Source organism: Pseudomonas sp. A25(2017), assembly GCF_002001065.1.
Classification (GTDB): Bacteria; Pseudomonadota; Gammaproteobacteria; order Pseudomonadales; family Pseudomonadaceae; genus Aquipseudomonas; species Aquipseudomonas kilonensis.
In genome coordinates this window covers 1-7,923 of record NZ_MUOA01000078.1, presented here as the reverse complement: position 1 = coordinate 7,923, position 7,923 = coordinate 1, and the positions used below count along the sequence as shown (strand labels likewise).

At 61.5% G+C, this 7,923-nt stretch carries 5 protein-coding genes and 1 pseudogene; 1 reads left to right on the top strand and 5 read right to left on the bottom strand.

All coding sequences use genetic code 11. From position 1 onward, the window contains the following. Positions 1 to 179 precede the first annotated feature (179 nt). From B0E42_RS20670 to B0E42_RS20655, 4 genes are all read right to left on the bottom strand, one after another. The gene (locus B0E42_RS20670) at positions 180 to 716 is read right to left on the bottom strand and encodes a hypothetical protein (RefSeq protein WP_014338386.1); all 537 of its coding nucleotides are present in this window, start codon (positions 714 to 716) and stop codon (positions 180 to 182) included. Positions 717 to 911: 195 nt separating this feature from the next. Next, positions 912 to 2,840 (bottom strand): PAS domain-containing sensor histidine kinase, encoded by a 1,929-nt coding sequence (locus B0E42_RS20665; protein ID WP_077507202.1) that lies wholly within the window; start codon positions 2,838 to 2,840, stop codon positions 912 to 914. A gap of 62 nt (positions 2,841 to 2,902) precedes the next feature. Then, on the bottom strand, positions 2,903 to 5,236 hold the full coding sequence (locus tag B0E42_RS20660; RefSeq protein WP_077507201.1) for an ATP-dependent DNA helicase: 2,334 nt from the start codon (positions 5,234 to 5,236) through the stop codon (positions 2,903 to 2,905). Beyond that, entirely contained in the window at positions 5,233 to 6,963 is a 1,731-nt protein-coding gene (locus B0E42_RS20655) for a VRR-NUC domain-containing protein (protein WP_077507200.1), read from the bottom strand. The genes B0E42_RS20660 and B0E42_RS20655 overlap by 4 nt, the downstream gene beginning before the upstream one ends. 222 nt (positions 6,964 to 7,185) lie before the next feature. Here B0E42_RS20655 and B0E42_RS20650 point away from each other — a divergent pair, with 222 nt between their 5' ends. Next, complete coding sequence (locus B0E42_RS20650; protein ID WP_014338391.1) at positions 7,186 to 7,410, top strand: YgdI/YgdR family lipoprotein; 225 nt, start codon at positions 7,186 to 7,188, stop codon at positions 7,408 to 7,410. A 263-nt stretch (positions 7,411 to 7,673) separates the two neighbouring features. Here the strand turns inward: B0E42_RS20650 and B0E42_RS20640 are convergent. Next, positions 7,674 to 7,923, bottom strand: a pseudogene (locus B0E42_RS20640) (polyurethanase); the annotation flags it as partial.

The following is a 7,923-nucleotide window of genomic DNA, read 5'->3' as shown; positions in this document are numbered from 1 at the left end:
GATACCGTGCGGACCACTCTCCCTCTCGGGTGCGAACACGCCAGTGATAACTACGGCCTCTGTCCTGCGCGCACCTCCTATCTTAGGCCGAATAATTGTTTGCTGCGCGACAGCGCAGCGTCGAAGACGCGGCGGGGGCTCCCTCGCCACAATGATGTTCGTCCTCAAGAGCGTGTGGCTCAACCGCCAGGATCGCCCATCTGGATATAGACCGAATACACCCCCAGCAACACCCAGAAGGTGGCGAAGATCCATGGCGTACGCACCGAGAACAGCAGCGACTTGCGGTAGCCTTTGTGCGTTGACTCCCGCTCGCTGAACAGAGGTGACTCGTCGTAGGCCAGGCCCATCAAGGGTTCGGCGCGCAATAACTCGCTCTGTTTGAAATGCCAGTGATCGATGATCTCGTAGGCCGCTCGAATGCCCGGCCAGGCATTGAGCGAGCTCAAGAAGCCCAGCAAGGCCAGGAATGGCGGCACGATCAACGTGAACAACTTGCCCCACTCCGGGTTCAGGTTGGCCATGCACGAAGCAAAAGCAATCACCAGGAAGGATTGGGCGGCGAGGTAAGCATCGGTTCGGTTGGCCAGGATGCTGGTTTCGTACTGGATTTCCCGGCGATAGAAATCCAGTCGTTCCTTGGGCGAGCCGAACAGTTTGGCGTTGTGTTCCGTCAGTTCTTCTTCCGGGGTTGGCCCGGTGAGTATTCTGGGCATTGCGCAGGCGGTGCCTTGGTGATGATTCGGACTCATTAGAAGAACCCGGCGCGCGGCAAGTTCAAGCCAATGGATCGCAGGCGCATCAGACCTTCGAGGAAACGCGCCCATGTCGCGAGCGCTTCGCACTGGTGCGCCAACCCGGTCGAGCGGGAGCAAGCTCCCTCGCCACGGGGGAAAACATTGCATTCCTGACTATTTCATCGTCTGCCCAATGATCTGCACCAGGTCTATCTGCTTGAACGGCTTGATCAACCGAGGCAATTGCGTGGCGAAACCTTCCAGGCGTTCGGCATAACCGGTGGCCAGGATGATAGGCAGGGTCGGTTGGCGGTCGCGCAACAGTTTCGCCAACTGCGCACCGTCCATCTGCGGCATGGCCATGTCGGTGATTACCAGGTCAATGTCCGGGTTGATCTCATACAGCTCCAGTGCCTGGGCGCCCGATGGCGCGCAAAGGACCCGGTGCCCGAGGTCTTCGATGAGCAGGCGCGTGCTGGTGAGCACCAGGCTGTCATCGTCGACCACCAGCACTTTCAACTCGTCAACTGGCGGCGTTGTTTCCTGGATCGACGCTTTGCCCGGTGCCGGGTTGTCGGCCACGGGTAGCCACAACTGCGCGGTGGTACCGACACCTTTCTGGCTGCTGAGCATCAGGCGGCCGCCCAACTGTTCCGCCAGGCCATGCACCATGGACAACCCCAGACCCGTGCCCTTGCCGACCCCCTTGGTGGTGAAGAACGGGTCCACGGCCGAGGCCAGCGTGGCTTCATCCATGCCCTCGCCTTCATCGGTAATCGCCAGGCAAATGTAGCGCCCAGGGGGCATTGGCTTGTCCGGGGCGGCATCAGACCCTTGCCGCTCATCGGCGGTAATCATGAGCTGGCCGCCATGGGGCATGGCGTCCCGGGCATTGGTCGCCAGGTTGAGAATCGCCAGTTCCAGCTGGTTGACATCGGCCAGCACCGGCGACAGTGCCTCGGCGAAACGGGTCTGGACGTGTATCGACGGGCCCAGGGAGCTTTGCAGCAGGCCGCTGATACCCTGCACCAGGGCCGACAGCTCGACCGATTCGTAGGTCAGCTTCTGCCGACGGGCAAACGCCAGCATGCGTTGGGTCAGTGAAACACCGCGCAGCGCGCCCTGGGTCGCGTTGTCCAGCAACTGAGTGAGTTTCGGCTCGTTGGGCATGCGCTTGCGCACGATCTCCAGATTGCCAAGGATGACCGTCAACAGGTTATTGAAATCATGGGCGATGCCGCCGGTGAGCTGGCCAATGGCTTGCAGTTTCTGGGATTGGAACAGTGCCTCACGGGCCTGCTCGAGGGCCTGCTGGGCCTGGGTGACATCGGTAATGTCGCGGGTGATCTTGGCAAAGCCCAACAGCATGCCAGTGTCGCTGCGGATCGCGTCAATGACGACGTGGGCCATGAAGCGCGTGCCATCCTTGCGCATGCGCCAGCCCTTTTTCTCGAAGCGCCCTTCGCTGGCGGCGATGCTCAACGCGCGTTGTGGTTCGCCGGTAACGCGATCCTCAGGGGTGTAGAACATCGAGAAATGCTGGCCGATGGCTTCCGCCGGAAGATAACCCTTGATCCGCTGCGCCCCCAGGTTCCAGTTGGTGACCTGGCCTTGCGGGTCAAGCATGTAGATGGCGTAATCGGTGACGCTTTGCACCAACAGGCGGAACTGCTGCTCGCTTTGCTTGAGGGTTTCCTCGGCCATTTTGCGATCGGTCAGGTCGCGGGTGATCTTGGCGAAACCAAGCAAGGTGCCGCTCTGGCTGTCGATGATCGGATCGATCACCACATGGGACCAGAACAGCGTGCCGTCCTTGCGCACCCGCCAACCCTCGCCTTCAAAGCGCCCCTCATGCACGGCCGTGTCCAGCGCCCGTTGCGGCAGGCCCGCGGCGCGATCCTGATCGGTGTAGAAACGGGAGAAATGCTGGCCGAGGATCTCGGCTTCCTCGTAGCCCTTGAAACGCCTGGCGCCGGAGTTCCAACTGGTGATGATGCCCGATGGGTCGGTCATGTAGATGGCGTAGTCGACCACCGCGTCGATGAGCAGGCGAAAGCGCTGTTCCTCGTTCATGAGTGGGATCTTGGGGGCGTTCTCAAGCATCTGGCCGGGGCATCCGTATGGACTTTTTTCGGAGTATGGAACAAGTCTGGTGCCAGGAAAAATTATTGAGCGCTGGCAAGGTGTAAGCCGATGTCCAGCCCGCTCCCACAGGGAAATTTGTGTGTTTCCTGAGTGACAGACCACCACTGCGGCAATAAGTGCTGCACCCTCGCCTCGCCAAATCGGTCGTCGATCAGCATCACCACCCCGCGATCCTGCTGGGTGCGGATCACGCGACCGGCCGCCTGCACGACTTTTTGCAGTCCGGGATACAGGTACGTGTAGTCGTAGCCATCACCGAAAATCGCGGCCATGCGTTGTTTCATCTGCTCATTGACCGGGTTGAACTGCGCCAGCCCCAGGGTAGCGATGAACGCGCCGATCAGGCGTGAACCCGGCAAATCGATGCCCTCGCCGAACGCACCGCCCAGCACCGCAAAGCCAATGCCTTGGCTGTGCTCCATGAACCGCTCGAGAAACGCCTGCCGGGGGGCTTCGCCCATGCCGCGCGATTGCGTCCAGAGCGCAATTTGCGGGTACCGCTCGGCAAACAGCCCAGCCACTTGCTGCAAGTAATCGAAGCTGCTGAAAAAAGCCAGGTAATTGCCTGGGCGCTCGCGGAACTGGCGAGCCATCAACGCGGCAATCGGCTCCAGGGACGCCTGGCGCTGGGCAAAACGGGTGGAAATGCGGCTGACCACCTGCACGTCCAGTTGTTCGGCCTTGAACGGCGATTCCACGTCGATCCACACCGTGTCGCCCGGCGTCCCCAACAAGTCTGCGTAGTAATGCCGAGGGCTCAGGGTCGCCGAGAACAGCACGGTGCTGCGCGCGGCGGTCAGCCTGGGCCGCAGGAACGCGGCCGGCACCACGTTGCGCAGGCACAGCGTAGACAGGCTGCGCTGGCGGCCAAGCTCGCGCTTGTGGATGTCGAACAGAAAGTGCTCGTCGAAGGTTTCCGCCACCCGGCCAAACTGCAACGCATCGAAGTAAAACGCCTGCAATCCACTGTCCAGGCCCTGGGGGTGATCGTTGAGGTAATCGCCGATAGCCGTGGTACAGGTGGCCAGGGCCTGGAGCAGTTTTTCCGGCAGTTTTTCATAGGCCTGATAGGCCGCCACCTGGGACGTGTGCAAGGCGTTCCACTGGCGATTGACCCTATCCAGGGATTTCTTCAGTGGTTCGGGGGCGGTTTTGCGTACGCTGCTCAACATGGCTTGGTCGAGGGTTGCGCTGTACATCTGCCGTCCGCGCTCCACCAGGTTATGGGCTTCATCCACCAAGGTTGCGACAGTCCAGCCGTTGGCCTGGGCCAGGCCGAAGAGCAACGCGCTGAAGTCGAAGTAATAGTTGTAGTCGGCCACCACCACGTCGGCCCAGCGGGCCATTTCCTGGCTGAGGTAATACGGGCAGACCTCGTGGGCCAGCGCAATCTCGCGCAACGCCGCCTGGTCGAGCAAGGTGACCTGGCTCGCCGCCGCCCGGGCGTCCGGCAAACGGTCGTAGAAACCACGGGCCAGCGGGCAGGATTCGCCATGGCAGGCTTTGTCCGGGTGTTCGCAGGCCTTGTCCCGGGCGATCATTTCCAGCACCCGCAATGGCATCGACGGTGCGCTGCGGGTGATCACGCGCGCCGCATCCAGGGCCAGCTTGCGCCCCGGGGTTTTGGCCGTGAGGAAGTACACCTTGTCCAGTTGCTGCGGTGCCAGGGCCTTGAGCAGCGGGAACAGCGTGCCCACGGTCTTGCCGATGCCCGTGGGCGCCTGGGCCATCAGGCAGCGGCCAGTGCTGACGGCCTTGAACACTGATTCGGCCAAGTGCCGTTGCCCCGGCCTGAAACCCGCATGGGGAAATACCAGCGATTGCGCGCCGAGGTTGCGCGCCTGTCGATGGGCCATTTCCTGTTCGGCCCAGGCCAGGAACAACGCGCATTGCGCTTCGAAGAAGGCTTGCAACTGCGCCGCTTCGAAACGTTGGGTGATGCGGGTTTCCTTTTCGCTGACGATGTCGAAATACACCAGGGCCACGTCGATGTGCGGCAACTGCAGTTTCTGGCACATCAGCCAGCCATAGATTTTCGCCTGGGCCCAATGCAGCTGGCGATGGTTGGCCGGTTGTTTGCTCAGGTCGCCGCGGTAGGTTTTCACTTCGTCAAGGCACTGGCGGGCCGGGTCGTAACCATCGGCCCGGCCTTTCACTGTCAGGGCCTGGTAATGACCTTCGAGGGCCACCTCGGCCTGATAACCCTCTCTGCGCCGCGAGGCGACGGTACGATGGCCAGCAATGCCTTCCAGGGCCGTGGGCGACGGCGTGAAGCGCAGGTCAAGATCACCCACCTTGGCGGTGAACTCACACAACGCCCGTACGGCGATGCTGTAGCTGGGTGCCGGGGTCATGCGCCCCCATCGCGAGCAAGCTCACTTACACAGGTGTTCTGTAGTGGCTCGCCCACTGTGGGAGCGAGCTCGCTCGCGATGGCTGACTCTGCCCATTGCACATAACAAACGGCAACGGGCATCTGGTGTTCATGGCAGAACTCCAGCCAGCGCAGTTGGTTGTCTTGCAGGCGATCACCGGGGCCTTTGACTTCGATCATGCGGTAGGTCTTGTGCTGCGGCCAGAACTGGATCAGGTCCGGCATGCCGGCGCGATTGGCCTTGATGTCCAGCAGCAGACGGTCAAACCAGTGCTTGAGATGCGCGGCAGGCAGGCAATCGAGGGCTTGTTCCAGCAAGGGCTCGGACAGCGCGCCCCAGAATACGAAAGGCGACTGCACACCCCATTTTTCGGCGTAGCGACGGCCGATGGTCTGCCGATAGCGGCCATCGTCCAACTCTGCCAGGCAAGCGGCGAACAGCTCGGCGCGACGGGCGTGGAAATCCTCGTTGAGCAGGTCCACCGGCCCGCGCTGGAACGGGTGGAAAAACGCGCCCGGCAACGGCGCGAAAATCGCCGGCCAGCACAGCAGGCCGAACAGCGAATTGATCAGGCTGTTCTCGACGTAATGCACTGGCGCGGTTTCGTCGTGCAGGTGGGCCTGGACGTGGTACTCCACCGATAAGGCCGGATCGACGCGCGGCAGGTGCAGCTCCAGGCGTTCCACTTCCCGGGCCATGGCCCGTGGCACTGGCGGGCCGCCCAACTTGCGCCGCAGACGGGGCACGATCCGCAGCAAGGCCTGGGTTTCGGCGGCACTTTGCGGTGCCTGCGCCGCCGCCTCGCCCAGTTCGAGGGCCAGGGTGTATTCGCCGATGCGCTCCAGTACCCGGACCATCCGCAACCGCGCGCCCGGGTAGGTGCAATCGCGATAGATGCCCAAGGCCAAGGCCAAGTCGCCGATGCGTTCGCCGTGCTGGCCGATCAGGAACAACAACTTGGCCCGGCGCCGCTCCAGCCACGGACTGTCCAGGGACAGCTCGTTGACCTGGGCGACGATCTCTTCCAGGGGCTCGCCGGCTTCGAAGCGTTGCTGGCAGTCGTGCAGGAACACGCAGGCATCGACGTCTTCGCGGCTGCGCAAGCCCCGTGACTCGGCGCTGAACTCGACGGTTTCGTAGGTGAAGATGCCCAGGTCCGCCAGGACAAACTCCGACCAATCCTGGTAAAGGTTGCCGAAGAACATCAACCGCAGCCGGTCGCACAGATTCATGATCGTCAGGCTGTACAGCCGGTCGTCAAGCTGCGGGCACCAGGCATGGAACGGCTGGGGCTGGTTGAGGTGTTCGTCCAAGGCCTGGAGCCATTCGGTCTTTTTCGCCTTGGGGTGTTCGATCAGATGGCCCAGGCACAGGAGGATTTCCGGCTTGAGCAGCACCTCGAACAGCTCGACGAGCCCGATGGGGGCCTGTTCCTCGACCCAACCCAGCGCCAGCAGTGGCGCGACGGCGGCGCCGATGTCGCCAATTTCCGGGTAATGCAGCTTGCTATGACGAAACCGTAGCCCCTTGCGCATCACCATCCGCACCAGCAAGCCCTGGGCGCCACGCGGCAGCGCGGCGAAGTGCTCGATGAAGCGCTGCTCTTCAGTGCTGAGCACATCGGCATACCGCTGCGTCAACCAAGCGAGCACCTGCTGGAAGTTGTTCAGGTAGTAAAACGGATCGTCGAGAGAACGGGCTGCCACGGAAAGAAACGCCAAGGGAATCGGGATACTGGTTATGCATACAGATAACAGCTGTAAACCAGCCAGGCAACAGCAAAAGATGAACGGTCTCCTATATTTAAGGTGAAATCCTTCAGCTAGCGATGAACTTTCCTACGGCAAGCGAGACCAATGGCGGTTAGCTAATGTGATGGCGCGGTCGAATCAGTTGCTCCGTGTCCTTTTGATTGAGAGGTTATGGTTATGAACATCAGGTTTCTGGGCCTGCCCATGGTCGCCGTGGCATTTCTGGCGCTGGCTGGCTGCGCGTCGCCCACTGTAGTGACCTTGCAGAACGGTACCCAGTATTTGACCAAGGACACCCCCAATACTCGCACCGTCGATGGTTTCTACGAGTTCGAGGATATTTCCGGGAGGAAAGTCCGGGTCCGCGCCGATGATGTGGCAACCATTCGCAAGGAAGACTGATTTCCAGTGATTCGCCGGGTAGGCCGCCATCGCGAGCAAGCTCGCTCCCACAAAGGTTTGGTGGTGAACACAAATCCTGCATACACCTTTGAACTACTGTGGGAGCGGGCTTGCTCGCGAAGGGGCCTGTACATTCAACATCAATGCAAGCTGACCCACCGCTTTCGCGAGCAAGCCCGCTCCCACAGAGGTTCGATGGTGAATACAAATACTGCATACACCCGAGTTCCACTGTGGGAGCGAGCCTGCTCGCGATGGCGATATCAGGCGAACACGATCCCTTCGCCGCCCACCTGACCGAGACCAACGCCCACCAAAGTCACGGCACTGTCGCCGATCTTGAGCAGCGTGTCATTGCCCACTTGTGACAGGTACTGGCTGTAGTCATCACCTGCCCCGGCGCCCGGCACGCCGAGGAACACCAGCTTGTCCCCCGCGTCGTAGCCGCTGATCCGGTCCTGGCCGAAGGTGCCGTTGAAGAGGAAGGTGTCACTGCCGCCCCCCGCTTGCATC

Excerpts from the sequence above, each read along its gene's own strand:
- B0E42_RS20670 (WP_014338386.1), bottom strand. The coding sequence starts at position 716 with ATGCCCAGAATACTCACCGGGCCAACCCCGGAAGAAGAACTGACGGAA.
- B0E42_RS20665 (WP_077507202.1), bottom strand. The coding sequence starts at position 2,840 with ATGCTTGAGAACGCCCCCAAGATCCCACTCATGAACGAGGAACAGCGC.
- B0E42_RS20660 (WP_077507201.1), bottom strand. The coding sequence starts at position 5,236 with ATGACCCCGGCACCCAGCTACAGCATCGCCGTACGGGCGTTGTGTGAG.
- B0E42_RS20650 (WP_014338391.1), top strand. The coding sequence starts at position 7,186 with ATGAACATCAGGTTTCTGGGCCTGCCCATGGTCGCCGTGGCATTTCTG.